This window comes from Microvirga rosea (genome assembly GCF_020595095.1).
Lineage (GTDB): Bacteria > Pseudomonadota > Alphaproteobacteria > Rhizobiales > Beijerinckiaceae > Microvirga > Microvirga rosea.
In genome coordinates this window covers 670,488-689,300 of the sequence record NZ_JAJDOP010000002.1, presented here as the reverse complement: position 1 = coordinate 689,300, position 18,813 = coordinate 670,488, and the positions used below count along the sequence as shown (strand labels likewise).

The 18,813-nt window shown below is 65.1% G+C and carries 18 protein-coding genes; 7 read left to right on the top strand and 11 right to left on the bottom strand.

Going from position 1 to position 18,813, the window contains the following annotated elements; translation table 11 throughout:
• Positions 1-2: 2 nt before the first annotated feature.
• Positions 3-2,015 (bottom strand): pseudouridine synthase, encoded by a 2,013-nt coding sequence (locus LJD17_RS07675; protein WP_227383556.1) that lies wholly within the window; start codon positions 2,013-2,015, stop codon positions 3-5.
• A 94-nt stretch (positions 2,016-2,109) separates the two neighbouring features.
• Here LJD17_RS07675 and LJD17_RS07670 point away from each other — a divergent pair, with 94 nt between their 5' ends.
• Entirely contained in the window at positions 2,110-2,562 is a 453-nt protein-coding gene (locus tag LJD17_RS07670; RefSeq protein ID WP_227383675.1) for a nucleoside deaminase, read from the top strand.
• A gap of 18 nt (positions 2,563-2,580) precedes the next feature.
• On the opposite strand, the gene LJD17_RS07665 is transcribed toward LJD17_RS07670, so the two are convergent.
• The 3 genes from LJD17_RS07665 to LJD17_RS07655 form a co-directional block, all read right to left on the bottom strand.
• Positions 2,581-3,489, bottom strand: coding sequence for an alpha/beta hydrolase (locus LJD17_RS07665; RefSeq protein ID WP_227383555.1), 909 nt, complete (start codon positions 3,487-3,489; stop codon positions 2,581-2,583).
• A gap of 124 nt (positions 3,490-3,613) precedes the next feature.
• A complete protein-coding gene (purD, locus tag LJD17_RS07660; RefSeq protein ID WP_227383554.1) occupies positions 3,614-4,891 on the bottom strand; it encodes a phosphoribosylamine--glycine ligase in 1,278 nt (425 codons plus the stop codon).
• A gap of 161 nt (positions 4,892-5,052) precedes the next feature.
• The gene (locus tag LJD17_RS07655; RefSeq protein WP_227383553.1) at positions 5,053-7,464 is read right to left on the bottom strand and encodes a calcium-binding protein; all 2,412 of its coding nucleotides are present in this window, start codon (positions 7,462-7,464) and stop codon (positions 5,053-5,055) included.
• A gap of 194 nt (positions 7,465-7,658) precedes the next feature.
• Between LJD17_RS07655 and xseA the strand changes: the two genes are divergently transcribed.
• Positions 7,659-9,230, top strand: a complete 1,572-nt coding sequence (xseA, locus tag LJD17_RS07650; protein WP_227383552.1) for an exodeoxyribonuclease VII large subunit — start codon at positions 7,659-7,661, stop codon at positions 9,228-9,230.
• 126 nt (positions 9,231-9,356) lie between these two features.
• Positions 9,357-9,587, top strand: coding sequence for a DUF2093 domain-containing protein (locus tag LJD17_RS07645; protein ID WP_227383551.1), 231 nt, complete (start codon positions 9,357-9,359; stop codon positions 9,585-9,587).
• Here LJD17_RS07645 and lpxK read toward each other — a convergent pair.
• The 7 genes from lpxK to LJD17_RS07610 all read right to left on the bottom strand — a co-directional run bounded on the left by lpxK (position 9,579) and on the right by LJD17_RS07610 (position 15,847).
• Positions 9,579-10,598 carry a tetraacyldisaccharide 4'-kinase gene (gene lpxK, locus LJD17_RS07640; RefSeq protein WP_227383550.1) on the bottom strand — a complete coding sequence of 340 codons (1,020 nt, stop codon included), beginning with the start codon at positions 10,596-10,598 and terminating at the stop codon, positions 9,579-9,581. The two genes, LJD17_RS07645 and lpxK, sit on opposite strands and share 9 nt — an antisense overlap.
• Positions 10,598-11,887 (bottom strand): 3-deoxy-D-manno-octulosonic acid transferase, encoded by a 1,290-nt coding sequence (locus tag LJD17_RS07635; protein WP_227383549.1) that lies wholly within the window; start codon positions 11,885-11,887, stop codon positions 10,598-10,600. Before LJD17_RS07635 ends, lpxK begins: the two co-directional genes overlap by 1 nt.
• A complete protein-coding gene (locus LJD17_RS07630) occupies positions 11,884-12,633 on the bottom strand; it encodes a lysophospholipid acyltransferase family protein (protein ID WP_227383548.1) in 750 nt (249 codons plus the stop codon). Before LJD17_RS07630 ends, LJD17_RS07635 begins: the two co-directional genes overlap by 4 nt.
• A 10-nt stretch (positions 12,634-12,643) precedes the next feature.
• Positions 12,644-12,877 (bottom strand): DUF4170 domain-containing protein, encoded by a 234-nt coding sequence (locus tag LJD17_RS07625; protein WP_227383547.1) that lies wholly within the window; start codon positions 12,875-12,877, stop codon positions 12,644-12,646.
• A gap of 61 nt (positions 12,878-12,938) precedes the next feature.
• On the bottom strand, positions 12,939-13,736 hold the full coding sequence (locus LJD17_RS07620; protein ID WP_227383546.1) for a 3'(2'),5'-bisphosphate nucleotidase CysQ: 798 nt from the start codon (positions 13,734-13,736) through the stop codon (positions 12,939-12,941).
• Positions 13,737-13,854: 118 nt separating this feature from the next.
• Positions 13,855-15,249: a hypothetical protein gene (locus tag LJD17_RS07615; RefSeq protein ID WP_227383545.1), complete on the bottom strand. Its 1,395-nt coding sequence runs from the start codon at positions 15,247-15,249 to the stop codon at positions 13,855-13,857.
• 154 nt (positions 15,250-15,403) lie between these two features.
• Positions 15,404-15,847: a YybH family protein gene (locus tag LJD17_RS07610; RefSeq protein ID WP_227383544.1), complete on the bottom strand. Its 444-nt coding sequence runs from the start codon at positions 15,845-15,847 to the stop codon at positions 15,404-15,406.
• A 98-nt stretch (positions 15,848-15,945) separates the two neighbouring features.
• Between LJD17_RS07610 and LJD17_RS07605 the strand changes: the two genes are divergently transcribed.
• The 4 genes from LJD17_RS07605 (at position 15,946) to LJD17_RS07590 (ending at position 18,761) form a co-directional block, all read left to right on the top strand.
• Entirely contained in the window at positions 15,946-16,389 is a 444-nt protein-coding gene (locus LJD17_RS07605) for a MarR family winged helix-turn-helix transcriptional regulator (protein WP_227383543.1), read from the top strand.
• Between the two features lie 83 nt (positions 16,390-16,472).
• Positions 16,473-16,898 (top strand): VOC family protein, encoded by a 426-nt coding sequence (locus LJD17_RS07600; RefSeq protein WP_227383542.1) that lies wholly within the window; start codon positions 16,473-16,475, stop codon positions 16,896-16,898.
• Between the two features lie 72 nt (positions 16,899-16,970).
• Complete coding sequence (locus LJD17_RS07595) at positions 16,971-17,501, top strand: SRPBCC family protein (protein ID WP_227383541.1); 531 nt, start codon at positions 16,971-16,973, stop codon at positions 17,499-17,501.
• Between the two features lie 48 nt (positions 17,502-17,549).
• Positions 17,550-18,761 (top strand): multidrug effflux MFS transporter, encoded by a 1,212-nt coding sequence (locus LJD17_RS07590; RefSeq protein WP_227383540.1) that lies wholly within the window; start codon positions 17,550-17,552, stop codon positions 18,759-18,761.
• The last annotated feature ends 52 nt before the right edge of the window (positions 18,762-18,813 follow it).

Here is an 18,813-nt window from a genome sequence, read left to right as displayed (position 1 = left end):
CCTCACGGACGGCGTCCCCGTGGGCCACCCTTGAAGCCGCCGCCTTTGGAGCCGCCGCCCTTGAAACCGCCTCCGCGTGGACCGCCTTTCGCGCCACCCTTGAAGCCGCCGCCGGGACGTCCTTTCGAGGGGCCCCGCGGCGGACCATCGCCCCGTGGCGGGCCGCGCCTGGGTCTATCGTCGTCCCCGCGTCCGCGGAAGGGCCGATCGCCCTCTTCGCGCCTGGGCTTGAACAAGCGGTCTCCCTCCTCGCGCCTGGGCTTGAACGGACGGTCTCCTTCGGGGCGCGGGCGGCGCGGACGTTCGCCGTCCTCGCTCCGGCTCCTGAAGGGCCTGTCGCCGGCCGGACGGCGTGGACGCTCCTCGTCATCGCGCCGGGGCGGGCGGGCGAAGCCGCCATCACGACCGCGCGGGGCCGGTCCTCCCTGACGACGGGGGCTATCCTCGTCGCGGCGGGCCGGGCGGCCGCCGGGATGCTTGTCGGACGTCTCCTCGCGGGTCTCGCCGATCAGGCGCTCCACGACCACCTTGCGGCCTTCTCCCGAGGAGATGGCGCCGACACGCTGGCGCGGGCGCTCCGCGCTCGCGGCCCGGGCCGCTTTGGGATCGGCCCCACGGCGTGGGGCTTTGCGATGCGTGCCCTCGTCGGTGTCGTCGGCGCGCCAGATGCTCTTCTTCGGCTCCAGGCGGGAGGGGCGCTTCCTCGGCTCCTCGTCCTCGCGGTCCTGACGGGAAAAGCCTCCGCGGGCGCGGGACGGCCGTTCGTCGTCATCTCGGCCGCGGCGGGGACGCTCCTCGTCCCGATCGCGACCGAAACGGGCCGGACGCTCGTCGTGGCGCTCGCTGCGTTCCGCGCGCTCCTTGGCGGGCTTGCCGAAGGCGGCGATCGGCTCGCGCACCGGGCTTTCGAAGTCCACGCCGGCCTCGGCCGCAAGGGCGGCGCCGAGCTGATCCCTCAGCACCTTCGTGCGCACTTCCTCGACCAGGCCGGATTCGATCTCGCCGAGCTGGAAGGGACCGAACGACAGCCGGATCAGCCGGTTCACCTGTAAGCCGAGATGCTCGAGGATGCGCTTGACCTCGCGGTTCTTTCCCTCGCGCAGGCCGAGGGTCAGCCACACGTTGTCGCCCTGCACCCGGTCGAGGCGGGCTTCGACGGGGCCGTATTCCATCTCGTCGACGGTCACGCCGTCGCGGAGCTTGTCGAGATCCGCCTGAGTCACGTCGCCATGGGCGCGGACCTTGTAGCGCCGCAGCCACCCGGTGTCCGGATGGGCGATCACCTTCGCCAGTCCGCCGTCGTTGGTGAGCAGCAGAAGACCTTCCGTGTTGATGTCGAGCCGCCCGACCGCCACCACGCGGGGCAAGTCCTCGGGCAGGTTCTCGAAAACGGTCGGCCGCCCCTCCGGGTCGCGGGCCGTGGTCACGAGGCCGCGGGGCTTATGGTAAAGCCAGAGACGCGTGCGCTCCTTGACCGGAAGAGGCTCCCCATCCACCGTGATCGTGTCGGCCGCGGTCACGTTGATGGCGGGGGATTCCAGGACCTTGCCGTTCAGCGTCACGCGGCCCTCGGCGATCATCGCCTCGGCATCGCGGCGCGAGGCGACCCCGGCGCGGGCGATGACCTTGGCGATCCGCTCTTCGGTCGGTTCGGCGGCCACGGTTTCAGGTGGGGCCTGGCGGCTTCGGCTGTCCTCGCGAGCGGGCGCGGGACGGCGCGGCCTGTCATCGCCACCCCGACCGCGGAAGGGGCGATCCCCATCGTCGCGCCGGGCGCGGAAAGGCTTGTCGCCGTCGTGCTCACGGGGGCGACGGGGCCGGTCGTCGTTGTCACGGCTGCGAAACGGCTTGGACGGGCCTTTGCGGCCTTCCCAGGGATTGTCGTCTCCGCGCGGACGGAAGGGGCGATCACCCCCCTTGTGAGACGGGCGGGCGGGGCGATCCCCGGAAGTGCGGCTGCGATCGGAGCGTCCGGGAGGACGGCCCTTGCGATGATCATCGTTGCTGTCGGTCATGAGAGCCTGATAGCAGAGGAGTGGGCGAGAAGCGAGGACAATGGATAAACCCGGTACCAACAATTCCGATCCCGTTCCCGTGGCGGCGGATCCGATGGGAGCAGCGTTCGCGCAGGCCCGTGCCGCGGCGGAGCGAGGCGAGGTTCCTGTCGGGGCCGTCATCGTCCGGGACGGCCGGATCATCGCGGCCGCCGGGAACGAGCCCCGCGCCCTTCGCGATCCTTCGGCACATGCGGAGATGCTCGCCATCCGCCGGGCTTGCGAGGCTGTGGACGACGAGCGCCTGACCGGGTGCGATCTCTACGTGACTCTGGAGCCGTGCACCATGTGCGCGGCCGCGATCTCCTTCGCCCGCATCCGCCGGGTGTATTTCGCGGCCTCGGACCCGAAGGGGGGCGCGGTCGAGAACGGCGTCCGGTTCTTTCATCAGCCGACCTGCCACCATGCGCCCGAGGTCTATGGCGGGATCCGGGAAGGGGAGGCGGCTGCGCTGCTCAAGGCGTTCTTCGCCGAGAGGCGCGATGCTCTCCCGAATTCCGGGATGTAAGGCCGCGACTGCTCGGCTTCACGCTCCCAGGAATTCCTGCATCGCCTTCAGCGTCGCTCCCGGCATTTCTTCGGCCACGAAATGGCCCGAGGAGATGCCGACGCCGGTGATCCCGGGCGCGAAAGTCGAGCGCCAGATGTCCAGCGGGTGTTGCGTGTCGCCGCTCGTGCCGCTCACCAGATAGAAATCGCTCCAGATCAGTTGCACGGGACATTGAATGGTCCGGCCCGCGGTGCGATCGGCCTCGTCGGCTTCGAGATCCCGGGTCGCCCCGGCGCGGTAATCCTCGCAGAACGCATGGATGCGGGAGGGCTCGTTGAACCCGTTCCGATAGGCCTGCATGGCGCGGGGATCGAAGGGCGAGAGGTCTCCGGGCGCGTCCCACTTCTTCATCAGCCCCTCGAAATAGGGGATGGGATCGCGCCCGATCTCCTCTTCCGGTTGAGGATAGGGGCGGGATAGGAAACCCCAATGGGCTTCCGGAACCCGTCCGGCCTTCATCTGCCCCCAGACATAGGAGGTCGGCAGGATGTCGAGGAGGGACAACCGCTCCACCCGTCCCGGATGGTCGAGAGCCAGCCGATAGGCGACGCGTGCGCCGCGATCATGCCCGGCGAGGGCGAAACGGACCGCGCCGAGAGCCTCCATGACGGCGATCACGTCCCGTCCCATGGCGCGCTTGGAATAGGTTTCATGATCGGCGTCTCCGTGCGGAGCGGACGACCAGCCGTAGCCGCGCAAGTCCATGCAGACGACGCGATGCGTCTCGGCCAGCACCGGGGCAAGGCGGTGCCACATCACGTGGGTCTGCGGAAAGCCGTGCAGCAGCATGAGGGGAGGGCCGTCGCCTTTTGAGCGCGCGAAGATGCGTCCCGCCTCCGTGTCGATCCAGTGGGATTGAAAGCCGGGAAAGAGATCGTCGCTCATGAGGTCCTCGCAAAGGTGTTTTGTCCCAACACCTAGTGCGCCGCACGGAAAAGTGGACCCGGTCTTCCGCCCTGAGCGGTGCGCTCTCCGATGAGCGGACGTTCTCGATCAGACGAGCATTTCGTCAGCCCCGCTCGCGCTCGACTTCGCGCCAGCCGATGTCGCTGCGGCAAAAGCCTTCGGGCCAATCGATCAGGGAAACCGCCTCGTAGGCGCGCTTCTGGGCCTCGGTGATCGTCGCGCCGAGGGCGGTGACGTTCAGGACCCGGCCCCCGTTGCTCACGAGCCGGTCGCCGTCCTGTCGGGTCCCGGCATGGAAGACCATCACGTCCTCCAGGGCTTCGGCGGCCGGAATCCCGCGGATTTCCGAACCCTTCTCGACCGTTCCCGGATAGCCCTTGGCCGCCATCACGACCGTCAACGCGGCCTTGGAGTCCCATTTCAGGGTGATACTGTCCAAAACCCCGTCGCAGGCCGCGAGAAAGGCGGTCACGAGATCGGACTTCAAACGTGGGAGCAGAACCTGCGTTTCCGGATCGCCCAAGCGCGCATTGTATTCGATGAGCTGGGGGCCATCCTGGGTGAGCATCAGGCCCGCATAAAGAATGCCCGTATAGGGCATGCCCCGGGTGCGCATGCCGGCGAGGGTCGGCCCGATGATGTCGCGCATGACGCGCTGCTGGATTTCCGGAGTGAGGACCGCAGCGGGGGAATAGGCGCCCATTCCCCCGGTATTGGGACCTTCGTCCCCGTCATAGGCGCGCTTGTGGTCTTGAGCAGTTCCGAGGGGAATGGCGGTCTTGCCGTCGCACAGGGCGAAGAAGCTCGCCTCCTCGCCTTCGAGAAAGGCCTCGACCACGACTTCGGCTCCCGCCTCGCCGAAGCCTCCGCCGATCATCATGTCGACGGCGGCTTCCGCTTCCTCGAAGGAGGTGGCGACAACCACGCCCTTGCCGGCCGCCAGCCCATCCGCCTTGACGACGATCGGGACGCCGTAGCTGCGGATATAGGCCTTGGCGGCTTCCGCGTCCGTGAACCGGCGATACGCGGCGGTGGGAATGCCGAATTCCGCACAGAAATCCTTCGTGAAGGCTTTGGAGCCTTCGAGCTGCGCGGCGTCCCGCGTGGGGCCGAAGGCTTTGAGGCCAGCGGCCGTCAGATCATCGACGAGACCTGCCACCAGGGGCGCTTCCGGGCCGACCACGACGAGATCGATCGTCTGGTCCTTGCAGAACGCGATCACGGCGGGGTGGTCAGTAACGTCGAGCGCCACGTTGGTTCCGTGCTGCGCCGTCCCCGGGTTGCCCGGAGCGATGAACAGACGATCACAAAGAGGACTGGCCGCAAGGCTCCATGCCAAAGCATGCTCGCGTCCGCCGGATCCGATGAGAAGGATGTTCATGCCTGCAGCCCTTTCGTGACAGGCTGCTCTTAAACGGACAAGCGATCCCCATCAACCGATCCGGTTTCACCTTGTCGGAACGATGTCGCGCCCCAAAGGGAAAGAGGCCCGCGGGGGCGAGCCTCTTCCGTTCGGTTCCTCTCCCGAAGGGGAGCCTCACCTCAGATGATCTTGAAGTCGTCGGCGGTCATCTTGAGCTTCTTGGCCAGGCTGGCGATCTGGATGGCCTCCTTGGCGCCTGAACCATCGGCGTCATAGAAGAGCGCACCTTTGTTCTTGTCGTAGAACAGGGTGTTCTTGGCCGTTTTGGCATGATCGCCGATGCTGAAGAACGCCTTGTTGAGCTTGCCGGGGCTGGCTTCCGTGCCCTTGCCGAGTTTCTTGAAGACGGCGTTGTCGAGCCAGATCGTGTCGTCTTTCACATTGAAGTCGGCGATCTTGTCGAGGTTGGTCTTCTTGTTGGTTTTGTTGCTCTTGGCGAGTTTCGTGTTGAACGCGAACACATCCTGGCCCTGGCCCCCAACCATCACGTCGTTGCCGAGCCCGCCCCAGAGCCGGTCGTTGCCGCCGGCGCCCCACAGCGCATCGTTGTTGCCGAGCCCCTTGATGATGTCATCGCCGGCCTTGCCCACGAGAGCGTCCTTGCGCGGAGTGCCGATCAGAACAAGCGATTGCGACTCATCGATGATCGCTTGGATGGAGAACGTTCCGTCGGCGAACTGCAGCAGGGCGATGTCCTTGAGCGTGTCCGTTCCGTGAGCGCCGGTCCTGTCCGCGACCTGGATCGTGCCGTCCTTCTGCTGCGTGATCACGTAGTTCGCCTTGGTCCCCGTATAGACTGCGGTGTTCTGGCCGAGCCCACCTTCGAGAATGTCGTTGCCCTCGCTGCCCTGGAGCGTATCGTCGCCCAGTGAGCCATACAGCAGGTCATGGCCTTTCCCGCCGTTCAGGATGTCCGCCCCCGCATCCCCGTCGAGTTCGTTGCCGAATTCATCGCCCACGATGACGTCGTTGTGCACCGATCCCCAGACCGATTCGATCTCGACGAAATGGTCGCCTGCGGCGTCGCCCGTATTCTTGCTTTCGTCCGCAAGATTGACGGTCACGCCCGTATCGGCATCGTCATAGACGGCAATGCTCTCGCCCTTGCTGCCGTCGAGCAGGTCTCCGCCGGCTCCGCCTTTGAGAAGGTTGAGCCCATTGCCGCCATACAACCTGTCGGCCCCGCCGCCGCCGATCAGGGTGTCGTGGCCACTGTCGCCGAACAGGATGTCGCCACCCGCCTTGCCGGTCAGGATGTCGTTGCCTTTCTCGCCGTGAAGCTCACAGCCGTTGAGGCCGATGTTGAAGCCGCTGATCACGTCATCGCTGTTCGTTCCCTGAACGGCCTCGATGCCGACGAGGACGTCTCCCGAAGCCGCGCCGCCGTTCTGGTTCGTGGCAAGATCGAGTTCGATTCCTCCGGCGCTTAACCCGGTGCTCAAATAGGACACAAGATCCCAGCCGTCGCCGCCCTCGATCTTGTCGTTGCCCGCTCCCCCATCGAGCCAGTCGTTCTGCAAGCCGCCCACGAGAGTGTCGTTCGCGTCGCCGCCGGTGAGCGTGTCCGCGCCGTCTCCGCCTACAAGGGAATCGGCGCCGTGCATCCCACGCAGATCATTGGCGTTGCCATCGCCGATGAGCGTATCTCCATAGAGCGAGCCCTCGACTCCCATGATGTTGATGAAATGATCTCCCAGGGCCGTACCAGTGGACAACTCCTCATGGGCAAGGTCGACGGTTACCCCTGCCGCCGACAGTTGGTAGGACGCAAGAGTGGTACCGCCGCTGCCGTCGAGCGTATCGGCTCCGTCTCCGCCGTTCAGGGTGTTGTGGCCGCCGCCGGCGACGAGCAGGTCGTTGCCGTCTCCCCCATAGAAGACGTCATCGGCATCGCCGCCCCGCGCCGTGTCGACGCCCGCGCCCAGATTAACGATTCCCGTCGCCCGGCCGCCTTGCGTGCTGTCGTAGTAATCCTTGCCGTCGCCGAGGGTGACCGTCGTACCTCCGATGCTTGAAAGGAGCCCCTTGTTGAAGACGATGTCGTCGCTTTTTCCGCTGTAGATCGCGGAGGTGCCGCCTTCGATGATGTGTTCGTTCGTGACGGTGAGCGGCCTGCTGCGCGACTGGAAGTTGATTCCGAAGGTGCCGCCTTTGAGCGTTCCATAATTGACGACGGTCATGTCGTCGGATCCGCTGATGGCATTGCTCGTGCCCAGAATCGTCCCACGATTCGTCACAGTGGACGTATTGGCGCACCAAAAGCCGTCCATTCCTTCCACACGACCTGTCTCTCCGACGAAGAGAGACCCGTTCAGAATATGAACGCCGATCTTGTCTTGGCTCGACACGAAGCCATCGACCGTGACCTGGCAACTGTGAGCCGGGAACAGGATTTTGATGCCGTTCCCGGTTGTTGTCGCCACGCGTCCGGCTTCGGTGACGATGACATGCACGTTGTCCGATTCGACAGGCGTGAAGTCCTGTTCCGTCGTGCGCTGATTGTCGATGGTGAAAAAGATGTCGTTAGCCATGATGGTTCCCCTTGTTGTGCAACCATAAACGCAACGTTATCTCGTAATTATCGTTCCGCTTTGGAGGTCTACTGGGGCTTCTGTAATGTGCGATACAGCACAAGAGGTCTCGATGGAGTGCCTGCGGCGGAAAGGCTGTTCACGACGCGTTCTCGCCCCTTGGCAGGGGCGTCCCGGGGAGGCTAGGGTGAGGCATGATCGCTGATAAAGCTCCCTCCAACGCGCCCGAATGGTCGGTCTCCGACCTCGCCGGGGCCTTGAAACGCACCCTCGAGGAGGCGTTCGGCTATGTGCGCCTGCGCGGCGAGATTTCGGGATTTAGAGGCCAGCATTCGTCAGGACATGCCTATTTCTGCCTGAAGGACCAGAACGCCCGCATCGATGCGGTGATCTGGAAAGGGACCTTCTCGCGCCTCAAGATCCGTCCCGAGGAAGGGCTGGAGGTCATCGCCACCGGGCGCATCACCACCTTCCCCGGCAAATCGACCTACCAGATCGTCGTCGATGCCCTTGAGCCCGCAGGCGTCGGTGCGCTCATGGCCCTGCTCGAAGAGCGGCGACGGAAGCTGGCCGCCGAGGGCCTGTTCGCCGAGGAGCGCAAGCGCCGCCTGCCTTACCTGCCTCAGGTGGTGGGCGTCGTCACCTCGCCCACCGGCGCGGTGATCCGCGATATTCTGCACCGGCTCGAGGACCGCTTTCCCCGCCACGTTCTGGTGTGGCCCGTGCGCGTCCAGGGCGAGACCTGCGCGGCCGAGGTTGCGGCGGCCATCCGGGGGTTCAACGCCCTCGATCCCCGCGGGCGCATCCCCCGTCCCGACGTGCTGATCGTCGCCAGGGGCGGCGGGTCCATCGAGGATCTCTGGGGCTTCAACGAGGAAGCGGTCGTCAGAGCAGCCGCGGAGAGCGACATCCCGGTCGTGTCGGCGGTCGGCCACGAGACCGACTGGACGCTGATCGATCACGTCGCCGACCGGCGGGCTCCGACGCCCACCGGCGCTGCCGAGATGGTCGTGCCCGTCCGGGTGGAGCTGATGGCCGGTGTGCACGATCTCGCCCGCCGGCACGTGGAGGCGGTTCTTCGGCTTCTCGAGCGCCGCCGCTCCGATCTACGCAGCACGGCGCGCGCCCTTCCGGCCCCCGATGCTCTGTTTGCGCCCAAACGGCAGCGGCTCGATCTCGCGCTGGCGAAACTTCTTCCGGCATTGTCGCGCAACAACCGCAATCACGAGGCCCGTGTTCTCGATCTGTCGCGCCGCCTGTCGCGGGTGTCTCCGGTCGCCCGGGTCGCTGCCATGCGTGCAAAACTCGACGCGGTGGGACAGCGCCCTCATCAGGCCGCTTCCCGTTCCATCCAGCAGAGGAGCGAGGCCTTGAAGCAGGCGGGCCAGCGTCTGGTGGTCGCCCGGGAGACTCTCCTGCGAGCCGAGCGGACCCGCCTTTTGCAATCGACGGACCTGATCCGCCGCATTTCGGAGCGCCTCGCCCCCGCCCTGGCCGGGCAGATCGCCCGCAAGGCCAATCGCCTCGAAGCCCTGGGTCAGCTCTTCGACAGTCTGAACTACAAATCCGTCCTCGCGCGGGGTTACGCACTGGTGCGCGATGCGGATGGGTTGCCCCTGCGCGGAGCCGAGGAGGTCATCGACGGCCAGGCCCTGGTGCTTGAATTCGCCGACGGCACGGCGCATGCCACCGGCGGACGAGGCCTCAAGCCGAAAATCCACAAGCCCAAGGTCGCGGTTGCGGAAGAGCAGGGGGCTCTCTTCTAGGGCGGAGGGCCCAAAGTGGATGCCGCTTTTCGCCGACGCGGGACTTCGGTTCCACACGATGCGCAGGGCGGCATTGAAAACCGAGCTCCGGCGTTCTTATGTGATGCCGGTGACCAAGATGGCGTGATGTCAGATCCCATGAACAAATTCGAACCGGTCGGCGGCGAGGCAATCGTCCAATATCTCGACAGCGACCTGCGGGTCATCAAGCCCGGAGCCTTCGTGCGTTGCGGCGTGACCGGCAAGCCGATTCCGCTCGACGAGCTGAAGTACTGGAGCGTGGACCGGCAGGAAGCTTATTCCTCTCCCGAGGCGGTCATGACCCGGGTCCTCGAAACGGGGACCTCTTCAGCCTGAAGAAGATTCGCCGCGTCGGGTGCGAAGCCTCTCAAGAATAAAACTCCGGAAAGCCTCGGGCTCCTCGAGCTGCAGCCGGACCGGCAGAGCCATCAGGCCGGGCCAATCCGGCAGGTCGCCGGCGCCCGCCATGCGGGCCAGGTCCTTTTCCGTCGTCACCGGCTGCAACCCGCGGCGCTCCGCTTCGCGCTTCAGTCCGGCAATGTCCGCCGCGCTGAACGCATGATGGTCCGGAAACGGGACCTCCCGCGCGATATTCAGGCCGCAGGCCGCAAGGGTTGAAAAGAATTTGCCCGGACGCCCGATTCCCGCAAAGGCGAGAAGCGGCTTGCCGCGCAAGGTTTCGACGATCGCCTCGTTGGGTTCGAGCAGCGCCCGGAACGTGGATTTCCCAAGCCTCGAAGCCTCCTCGGCAACGCGCTCCCCGTCGATCCCCTGTCCGATGACGACGACGGCATCGATAACGGGCCACTGGGCGGCAAGGGCCGCCCGAAGGGGACCGGCCGGAACGGGAAGGCCGTTTCCAACGCCCGTTGCGCCATCGACGACCGCGATGGTGCAATCCTTCCTGAGGGACGGGTTCTGCAGCCCGTCATCCATGATCACGACCGTTCCGCCCATCCCGGCGGCGAGGCGCGCTCCCGCCGGGCGGTCCCGCGAAACGACGGCGGTGGCGATCCCGGCCAGAAGGAGGGGCTCGTCGCCGACATCCGATGCCGTGTGATCGATTCGGACCTGAACCGGGCCGTTCAGGCGGCCGCCATATCCGCGCGACAGGAAAACCGGTGTCTCCCCCGCCTCCGCCAGAATGTCCGCGACCGCCATGGCGGTCGGCGTCTTGCCCGCTCCGCCGGCCGTGAAATTGCCGATGCACAGAACCGGGATATCGGCCTTGATCCCGGGCCGGTTCATGCGCCGGGCGGTCACTGCACCATAGAGAAGGCCGAGGGGTTGAAGCAGGCGTGCGAGCGGCGAGGGGGGCTGTCTGGTCCAGAATTCCGGGGTGCGCATCAGCGCCGCGCCCCGAGCTTGGCCTGCACGATGAAGGGCTCGATCGACTGGATTGTCCGGTCCACCGCGCCGCCGAGAGCCTGCACGGCGTCGCTTGCCGCCCGCGCCATGTTCCGGGTCAGGGCCGCGTTGCTCAGCAATTCGCTGGTCGCCCGTGCGAGGCTGGCATTGTCGTTGACGAGCAGCGCCCCCCGGGCCTTGTCGATGGCTTCATAGATCTCGGCGGCGTTATGCGTGTGAGGACCATGGAGAATGGCCGCGCCGAGTTTGGCCGGCTCGATGGGATTGTGGCCGCCGACGGGGACGAGGGTTCCGCCCATCAGCACGACGGGCGACAGGCGGTAGAAGAGACCCATCTCGCCGATGGTATCGACGATGTAGACGTCCGTCGCGCGATCGGGGGCCATGCCCTGCGAGCGGCGGCTGGCCCTCAGGCCCGCCTGTCCGGCCAGGGCGGCGATCTCCGGCCCCCGTTGCGGGTGGCGGGGCACGATGATGGTGAGGAGATTCGGGTGCCTTTGGGCAAGGGCCCGATGCACCGCGAGGGCGCTTCCCTCCTCACCGGGATGAGTGCTCGCCGCCAACCAGACCGGGCGCCCTGCGACGAGGCCGGCCAGATGGGCGACGGCCCGCGGATCCGCGGGGGGCGGCGGCGAGTCGAATTTCAGATTGCCGGTCACGAGGACCCGGGGAGCCCCAAGGCGGACCAGGCGCTCCGCGTCCTCCGTGGTCTGTGCAAGACACAAGGCAAAGCGCTCCAGCAGAGCCTTGATGTTGCGGGGCAGTTTCTGCCAGCGCTGATAGGAACGGTCCGACATCCGGCCGTTGACCATGACGAGGGGAATCTGGCGCTGGTCGAGGGCCACGACGGTGTTCGGCCAGATCTCGGACTCCGCCACAAGGGCGAGGTCCGGCTTCCAGTATTTCAGGAAGCGCCGGATGTAGCGCGGCACGTCCAAGGGCAAATATTGATGCACCGCGCCGGGTGGAAGCCGCCTGGCGATCAGGGCCGCGGACGTCTTCGTTCCCGAGGTGACCAGAACCGACAGGCCCCGTTGCGTCAGGCGCTCGACGATCGGCATGAGGGACAGGGTTTCGCCGTTGCTCGCCCCATGGACCCAGACCAGGTGGCCCTTCGGGCGCGGACGGCTCGGATAGCCCCTGCGTTCACCGAGCCGGGTCTTGTCCTCCCGGCCTTTGCGCTGGCGCCAGTAAAGCAGGCCGATCACCGCCGGTTCCAGGACCGAGGTCATCGTCCGATAGATCCTGATCAGCAGCGGCAGCCTCATGCGCGGGTCTCCCGAGCAAGGGCGGGAGCGTCCTGCCGCTTCCTCGCGCCCGGATCCTTGGATCCGACGAGAGCATAGGCCCGCGCGTGAACGGCATCGAGGCCGCGTTCCACGGCCTGACGGGCCGCCTCGATCGCGGCGGGGTCCGCGTCGCGCGGTACGGAGACGGGCTCGCCCAGCACCATGGCGCCTTTCCCGAACGGAAGGCCAAGGCTTGCCCGGTCCCAGCTGTCGAAGTCGATGCGGCGGCTCGTCACGACGGCGACCGGCACGATGGGACGGCCGGACAGCTGGGCCAGGGTGACGATTCCCTCGCCGCAAATCCGCGAGATCTTGGGGATATCGGCGGTCATGACGACCATTTCGCCGTCGCTCAAGGCCCGCAGCATGCTGCGCATTGCCGAAATGCCGCCCTTCTTGCGGATGTCCCGGCCCCGGGCTCCCGAGCCTCGGATGGCCCGGATGCCCAGATGACGAAGGGCGATGGCGTTGAATTCACCATCGCCCGAGCGGGACACGAGACTGGCGGCCCGGTCCTGGGGGCGCTTGGCGAAATGGATCATGAAATGCTGCCCATGCCACATGGCGGCGATCACGGGCATCATCGGGCCGATCCGGTCATAGGCATCCGCCGGCTCCATGACGAACCGGTTCGTGCGCTGCACAAGCTTCAAGTAGCTCGCGACCAGGAATCCGAGGGCTTCCTGGACCACACGGGAGCGGGTGATGCGTTTGACCAGGCTCATAAGGTGCCGATCAGGTCTGATCCGGTTCGAGCAGACGGTGCAGGTGCACGATGAAATAGCGCATGTGAGCGTTGTCGACGCTGGCCTGCGCCTTGGCCTTCCAGGCCGCGTGGGCGGTGGCGTAGTTCGGATAGATTCCGACAATGTCGACTTTGGACAGGTCCTTGAAGGTGATGGAGTCGAGGTTGTCGAGCTCGCCTCCGAACACGAGGTGAAGGAGCTGCTTGCCGGGCGCGTCGGTCATGGGATCGTCATCTCTTTCCAAGGATGTGGAGAAGGCTAGTTGCTATGGAGAAAGCTGATTCTCAAGTCCTCATGGCCCTAACCGCCCGCGGATGCAACCATGACGGAGCGGCAACCATCTCGCCATGGCTCGGATTGGGGCGATTGTAAGGGGGCATCCGCCCGCCGAAATCCGTCAGCTGGGCGCCGGCCTCGTGCAGGATCAGATCCGCGGCTGCGATGTCCCAGTCCGCGGCATTGGACGAGACAAGCCCGACATCGATGGCGCCCTCGGCCACGCGCACGAGCCGGAGAGCCAAGGACGGTACCTTGGGAAGTCGCTCGATGGTTCCGAGCCTGCGCTCCGCGCGGTCGATCAGCGGCTTGGGACCTGCGACACGAAGGCGCTCCTTCGATCCCGACGCCAGCTCCAATCGCACCCCGTTGCAGAAGGCGCCTCGGGACAGGGAGGCCTCGTAGAGCCGGTCATGGACGGGGGCGTGAACCACTCCGAGAATGGGACGACCGTCCCTGACGAGGGCGATCGAAACGGACCAATCCGGATGGCCGGTCGCAAAGGCGCGGGTACCGTCGATCGGATCGACGATCCATACGGCCGAATGATCGAGCCGTGACGGATTGTCGGCCGTTTCCTCGGACAGCCAGCCCGCTTCCGGCAGAAGTTCGGTCAGGCGCTTCTTCAGGAAGTCATCGAGGGCGATGTCGGCTTCCGTCACCGGCGAACTGCGCTCCTTGTACCAGAGCCGAGCGGCAGTCTGCGTGCCTTCGCGAAAGTAAGGCAGGGCCAGGGCACCGGCTTCCCGGGCCGTGTCGCGCACAGCGGAGGCCAGCGATGGGTCAGGGGGCAAAGAAGCAAGCATCAGATGACAGGTGGTACCGGACAAAGCGAATTGCCACTTCGGGGATGAGCCGGATGCGGCAGGTCATGGCTGGAGATGGCGAGGCGTCTCGCAAGCGGGGAACGGCTCCGCTCCTTGGTCACAGCCGGAATCCCCGGCGCAGGGAACAGGCGCGGGCAAGCATGGCGATACCGCCGCCGCTGAAGAGGCCGTTGGTGAACCATTGAGGGTAATACAGCATGTATCGGAGAAGTTTCTGGCCGATCCGATGTTCCCGGTCCACGAAAAACAGGCTCGCGGCAATCATGGGGACGTAGCTGCGGTACTCGGCCGTCTCGTTGTCCAGCGGTTGTTTGAAATCGATCATCCGCGCCTTGTCGCTTCGCCGCGTCATGGCATTGATGCCCGTGGGGTCCGCCATCACCACGTCCGCATAGGTCCGGGCAATCCCGATCATCTCTTCTTCCTTGACGATCTGGCCGTAACGGGCCAGGGCCAGGGGAAGCTCCGCCGATACGGTCATCTTCCAGAACCATTCGGACTTCGGCCGCTTCTTGAACTCCGGATCCTGCTCGTAGGGCGTCGAGATCGCTCCATCGCGATCCACCACCATGGCGTTCCGGTAGAAGTTGAAGAGCTTGCGGGCCCTTTCCAGGTGACGCGGATCCTCCGTGAACGCATGAAGCTCCACGAGCCCGGCGCCGAAGGCATTGATGTGGTTGATCGGGTCGATGGCCTGGGGAATGAAGGCGTAGCGATAGCAGCCGGCATCGAAGGCCGGCAGGTCCACGTAGAACATTTCGTACTCGTCGAAAGACGGCACGACCTGCTGCGCAAGATCCGCCACCTCCTCGTCCAGCTCGCCCCGGGCCGCCAGACGGTTGGCGAGCTGCAGGATCGGCAACGCGATAAGGCCTGTTGCCGTAACGTCAGTTCCGCGCATGGGAGGGCCGCCGAAGGAGATCACGGAGCCCCAGGATTTCACCACGCGTTTCTGGTTCTCGTCGACGATGCCGTGCCGGTCGTCCCGCGCAGCCATCACGTTCTGGGCGGCACCGACGAGGAGCTTGAGGAAGCGCTTCTCCCCGGTCGCCTCGTAAAGTTCAAGCGCGGCTCGGCCCCAGAAGGACCATTGCCAGGAATAGAGCTGGCCCCGGTTGTAAAGAGGCGGCAGGGCCGGGTCCGGATTGTCCGGGGCCGTCAGCCAGCGCAGGCTGAAGTCCAGGCAATCATGGAAGACATCCCGATGAGGCGTGCAGCTGGTGAACACGCCGAAAGCACTTGCATCCGGAAAGGCCTCACGCCTTTCCCGGAAGCTCTCCGGGTGTTCGAGCAGGCGCATGGCTTCGGCCTCGTCCACGGAGGCACCCGAGAGATAGCGGCTCCAGACATTCAGGTATTGCTGATAGCGGCTGTTGCCCTGGTCGAAGCCCGCGAAGGCAAGCCCGGGCGGCGTCGTGAAGCCGGACAGGACGGTCGGCGCGAAGACCGAGGTGCAAAGCGATCCGAGGACTTGTCGACGCGTCGGTTTCATGCGGCTCCCGGGGGTGTCGCATCGGTCGGTCCGGAACCGAATAGGCTGTTGCGACGCAGCTTCCATTGAGGGCGAGACAATATAGCCGCTTAAGGCATGAGCCGTCGGGGGTCAAACGCCTCGCCGTCACACGACCGGAAGGGGGCACGCCATCCTACGGAAGCAGATGAATCATCGCTTCCCCGGTCTCCGGATCGAAGGGAGCCGAGATGTGCTCATGCACGATCAGCCAACGGCCATCGTGTTTGCGATAGCCGAGCGTCGCGCGCATCCAGGCCGCCATTTCCGTGTCGTCCGCACCTTTCTGGCCGCATCGATTCAGGAAATGGGCGAATGCCAGCTCCTTGGTGGCCGTGATCGCGAGATCCCGGATCTCGAAGATCATCGCGCCGCCGGCCGCAAAGCACTCTTCCCAATGGCGTCGATAGGATTCGAGGCCGCTGAAGCGGAGCCGCGATATGGCGTCGAAGGCTTCGATGTCCGGTGCGTAATAGGCACCGATGCGGTGTGGGTCCCGGTCCAGCACTGCGCCGCGCCATCCCTCGATCAGCGCACGGATCTCGTCTTCCGGCCGGGTCGTGAATGCAGCGGTGTCCATGAGGGCTCTCGCGAGGATCGAACGGAAAGATGCATCGGCGGCAGGGACGGCGGCACGAATGCGCTTGACAAAAATGTTGATATCAACATAGTAAGGCCATGTCAAAGCCCGACACTGTTCCTTTCGCCGTCACGCTGGAGGTTCGCGATGCTTGCTTCTGCCTCCACGTCCAGCGGGCCGCGCGCGCCATCGCGCGCCGCTATGACGACGTGCTGCGGCCCTTGGGCCTCACGAACGGACAGTTTTCCCTCATGATGTCCCTCAATCGTCCTCATCCGCCGACGATGGGCAGCGTTTCATCCCTGCTTGCCATGGATCGAACGACCCTCACGGCCGCCCTCAAGCCGCTGCAAAGGAGGGGGCTCGTGACCGTTGCGCCGGACCCCAACGACAAGCGCAGCCGTCTCCTGTCGCTGACGAAGGAGGGGCTCGATCTCCTGACCGCCGCCGTACCCATCTGGCGGGACATGCAGGCCCGCATCGAGGAGCTTGTCGCCTCGGAGCCGGAGATTTTCAGAGCCGACCTGCGCTCTCTCTCATAAGCAGGCTCTCGTCCGGCGTCCGACCGGTTCAAAGCCAAAACCGTCTTTCACAACCTTGCCGCTGACCGAACCGTGGAGCACCCATGACCACCGCACCAGAACCTGCGAAGATCTCGCCGTACCTGACCGTCAATGGCGCGAGCGATGCGATTGCCCTTTACCAGAAAGTGTTCGGCGCCAAGGAGAACGCCCGCATGATGGCGCAGGACGGCAAGCGACTGATGCATGCCGATCTCACCATCAACGGCGGCAGGGTCCTGCTTTCGGACGAGTTCGCGGAATTCGACGGCGGGTCCGCTCCGCTCCCGGACAGGAAATCTCCGGTCTCGGTCGCGGTCTCCTACGACAGCCCCACGGAGGTCGACGCGACGTTCGCCCGCGCCATCGAGGCCGGATGCAAGAGCGAACTTGACCCGCACGATGCCTTCTTCGGATCGCGCTTCGCCATGCTCAACGATCCGTTCGGCCATCGCTGGATGCTTGTTGCCCCGCTGCCGCAGCAGGCGTGAGGCGACATTCCTCACGGGGGCGCTTGCGCGGCGCTCCGCATAAAAACCAGATGAACGAAAAAGGGGGAATCCATGCTCAAGATCGCCGCACTCGTTATCGTCGTCCTGCTTGTCGCCGTGCTTGTCGTCGCGGCGACCCGCCCCGACACTTTTCAGGTCCAGCGCAGTGCCAGCATCAAGGCTCCGCCGGAAAAGATCTATGCTCTCATCAATGACTTCCGTCATTGGGGATCCTGGTCGCCTTACGAGAAGAAGGATCCGGCCATGAAGCGGACGCTGAGCGGCGCTGAAAGCGGCAAGGGTGCCGTGTATCAATGGGACGGAAACAACCAAGTCGGTTCCGGTCGCATGGAAATCGCCGAAGCATCTCCTGCGAGGCAGATCACCATCAAGCTCGATTTCATCAGGCCCTTTGAAGGGCACAATATCGCGGAGTTCGTCATCGCGCCTCGCGACGACCACTCGACCCAGGTCACATGGGCGATGCACGGGCCCAGCCCCTATGTCGCAAAACTCATGGGACTGTTCTTCAATATGGACACGATGATCGGCAGGGATTTCGAGGACGGCCTTTCCAACCTCAAGGCTCTCGCCGAGGGATAAGCACCGCTACCCTTCCCCTTTCTCTTCTTTGCTTCGGAAGATCACACGATGACCTCGCGCTATGCCAGAACCGCCCTGGTGCTCGGCCTGCTCTCCGCAATCGGGCCCTTTGCGATCGACATGTACATCCCGGCGTTGCCGACGATCGCGTCGGATCTCCAATCCTCGACGGCCGCGACGCAGATGACCCTGATGGCGTTCTTCATCGCGTTCGGGATCTGCCAGATCGTCTACGGCCCCCTGTCCGATATGATCGGTCGTAAGCGGCCCCTTTATGCGGGGCTAGCCTTCTTCATGGTCGGGTCGATCGGCTGCATCTTCGCGCGCAGCATCGAGGCGCTGATCTTCTTCCGCTTCGTGCAAGGGATCGGCGCCGCTTCGGTCATGGTGATCCCGCGGGCGATTATCCGGGACCTTCATACGGGGATCGAGGCGACGCGTCTGATGTCCCTGGTGATGCTGGTGATCAGCGTGTCGCCGATCCTCGCACCGCTGGCAGGCAGCGCGCTTATCGTGCCGTTCGGCTGGCGCGCCGTGTTCGTCGCCGTCACGGCCGCCGCGGTGGTGAGCCTGATCATGCTGATGTTCTCCCTGCCCGAGACCCGCCCGCCCGAGGACCGTATCAAGGTCAGCGTCGGTGAGGTGCTGTCAGGATTTGCCTACCTGTTCAAGGACCGGCACTTCCTCGGGCTCACCTTTATCGGCGGGCTCGGCATGTCGAGCTTCTTTGCCTTTCTGGCCAGCTCCTCCTTCATCTATATCGAGCATTTCGGGCTGACGCCGACTCAGTACAGCTTCACGTTCTCCCTGAACGCGATCGGCTTCATCGGAGCCTCCCAACTCACCGCAAGTCTCGGATCCCGCTACGGAATGGCCCGCGTCGTGACGGCGGCCGTCACCCTTTATGCCCTCTTCGCCCTGGTGCTCCTGGCGACTTCCCTGGCAGGCGTCGACAATCTGGCGGTGCTGATCGTGCTGCTGTTTCTGTCGTTCGCGTTCCTGGGGCTCGTCATTCCTTCGACGATGGTGCTCGCCCTGGAGGATCATGGCCCTATCGCGGGGATCGCATCGGCCCTCGGCGGGACGCTCCAGATGGTCACGGGCGGCGTGATGATCGTGATCGTCAGTCTCCTCTATGACGGTACGGTGCTGCCCATGGTGGCCGTCATCGCGGCGTGCTCCGTCGGGGCGTTCGCCCTGTGCCTGCTGACCTTGCGTCGGCGGCAACCCCTTGCCCAGCCGGTGGAGCAGGCCTGTTAGCGCATCGTGTGGAAGGGCGGTGCCTGTTTGCCGCGCCGAACGATGCGCTCGT

What these genes read in the sequence shown, in the direction of transcription:
- LJD17_RS07675 (WP_227383556.1), bottom strand. Translation starts at nt 2,015, where the DNA reads ATGACCGACAGCAACGATGATCATCGCAAGGGCCGTCCTCCCGGACGC.
- LJD17_RS07670 (WP_227383675.1), top strand. Translation starts at nt 2,110, where the DNA reads ATGGGAGCAGCGTTCGCGCAGGCCCGTGCCGCGGCGGAGCGAGGCGAG.
- LJD17_RS07665 (WP_227383555.1), bottom strand. Translation starts at nt 3,489, where the DNA reads ATGAGCGACGATCTCTTTCCCGGCTTTCAATCCCACTGGATCGACACG.
- purD (WP_227383554.1), bottom strand. Translation starts at nt 4,891, where the DNA reads ATGAACATCCTTCTCATCGGATCCGGCGGACGCGAGCATGCTTTGGCA.
- LJD17_RS07655 (WP_227383553.1), bottom strand. Translation starts at nt 7,464, where the DNA reads ATGGCTAACGACATCTTTTTCACCATCGACAATCAGCGCACGACGGAA.
- xseA (WP_227383552.1), top strand. Translation starts at nt 7,659, where the DNA reads ATGATCGCTGATAAAGCTCCCTCCAACGCGCCCGAATGGTCGGTCTCC.
- LJD17_RS07645 (WP_227383551.1), top strand. Translation starts at nt 9,357, where the DNA reads ATGTCAGATCCCATGAACAAATTCGAACCGGTCGGCGGCGAGGCAATC.
- lpxK (WP_227383550.1), bottom strand. Translation starts at nt 10,598, where the DNA reads ATGCGCACCCCGGAATTCTGGACCAGACAGCCCCCCTCGCCGCTCGCA.
- LJD17_RS07635 (WP_227383549.1), bottom strand. Translation starts at nt 11,887, where the DNA reads ATGAGGCTGCCGCTGCTGATCAGGATCTATCGGACGATGACCTCGGTC.
- LJD17_RS07630 (WP_227383548.1), bottom strand. Translation starts at nt 12,633, where the DNA reads ATGAGCCTGGTCAAACGCATCACCCGCTCCCGTGTGGTCCAGGAAGCC.
- LJD17_RS07625 (WP_227383547.1), bottom strand. Translation starts at nt 12,877, where the DNA reads ATGACCGACGCGCCCGGCAAGCAGCTCCTTCACCTCGTGTTCGGAGGC.
- LJD17_RS07620 (WP_227383546.1), bottom strand. Translation starts at nt 13,736, where the DNA reads ATGCTTGCTTCTTTGCCCCCTGACCCATCGCTGGCCTCCGCTGTGCGC.
- LJD17_RS07615 (WP_227383545.1), bottom strand. Translation starts at nt 15,249, where the DNA reads ATGAAACCGACGCGTCGACAAGTCCTCGGATCGCTTTGCACCTCGGTC.
- LJD17_RS07610 (WP_227383544.1), bottom strand. Translation starts at nt 15,847, where the DNA reads ATGGACACCGCTGCATTCACGACCCGGCCGGAAGACGAGATCCGTGCG.
- LJD17_RS07605 (WP_227383543.1), top strand. Translation starts at nt 15,946, where the DNA reads ATGTCAAAGCCCGACACTGTTCCTTTCGCCGTCACGCTGGAGGTTCGC.
- LJD17_RS07600 (WP_227383542.1), top strand. Translation starts at nt 16,473, where the DNA reads ATGACCACCGCACCAGAACCTGCGAAGATCTCGCCGTACCTGACCGTC.
- LJD17_RS07595 (WP_227383541.1), top strand. Translation starts at nt 16,971, where the DNA reads ATGCTCAAGATCGCCGCACTCGTTATCGTCGTCCTGCTTGTCGCCGTG.
- LJD17_RS07590 (WP_227383540.1), top strand. Translation starts at nt 17,550, where the DNA reads ATGACCTCGCGCTATGCCAGAACCGCCCTGGTGCTCGGCCTGCTCTCC.